Source organism: Candidatus Schmidhempelia bombi str. Bimp (assembly GCF_000471645.3).
Lineage (GTDB): Bacteria > Pseudomonadota > Gammaproteobacteria > Enterobacterales > Orbaceae > Utexia > Utexia bombi.
The window spans coordinates 1-742 of record NZ_AWGA01000109.1; the positions used below are offsets into that span (position 1 = coordinate 1).

Annotated in this window: 1 protein-coding gene; it reads right to left on the minus strand. The window is 36.3% G+C overall.

Annotated features, from left to right (window positions below):
• Positions 1 to 391 (minus strand): hypothetical protein (locus tag O970_RS09220; RefSeq protein ID WP_133459411.1); only part of this gene is annotated, 391 nt, incomplete at its 3' end.
• Between the last annotated feature and the right edge of the window lie 351 nt (positions 392 to 742).

A 742-nucleotide genomic window follows, 5' to 3' on the forward strand; every position in this document is an offset into this window, starting at 1 on the left:
CATTATTATAAATTGGATCACCGTCATTGGGATCTATAAACATATGCTGATATTCTCGCCCTAAATCGGTTAAATCATAATGATAAATCCCCGGCTGCCCTGCCACTGGCTCACGGGTTAATAAACCGATATGAGCAAATAAGGGAAGTGATCTTGATAATTTCCCCTTATTCCAGACTGTCCATTGATCATCATCTTCTAATACAGGCTCATCAGTATAAGGAAACTTTACTGCCCCTAAATATAAACAAAAATCACCTTTCGCTTTAGTCACAGCCCGTGCTTCATCATAACCATTTTGGATCATGGTTTTTAGCTGCCCTTTGTTATAACAGCCACACAATATACTGGCGACTAAGCCTATCGTGATAAGTTGGGTTAACTTGTTCATCTTTTTCCTCTCAATTATTTTTATCTATTAAAGCGTTATTGCTGGTGTTTATACGTATAAAACATCAGTAAAGGTTTCACTGCCTCAGCCTTATTATTGTCATTTTTAGGCATCTTGCCTTGCGGCCAGTAGCGTATTTGTAAATACACTTCATCTGCCCCTGAAAACCTATACGCCCCTATTTTATAAAATAGCTGAAAATAAAGATGGCGATCATCATTTGACCGCCATTATCATTAGCTTACTTAACCAAATAACTTAAATAATTAATATTAAAGTTTTGATTTAAGCAATTATTTTTTCTCTGCTTCTTCATCAAGTACTAGTTGTCCTGAAGGCGGAATCAATTCA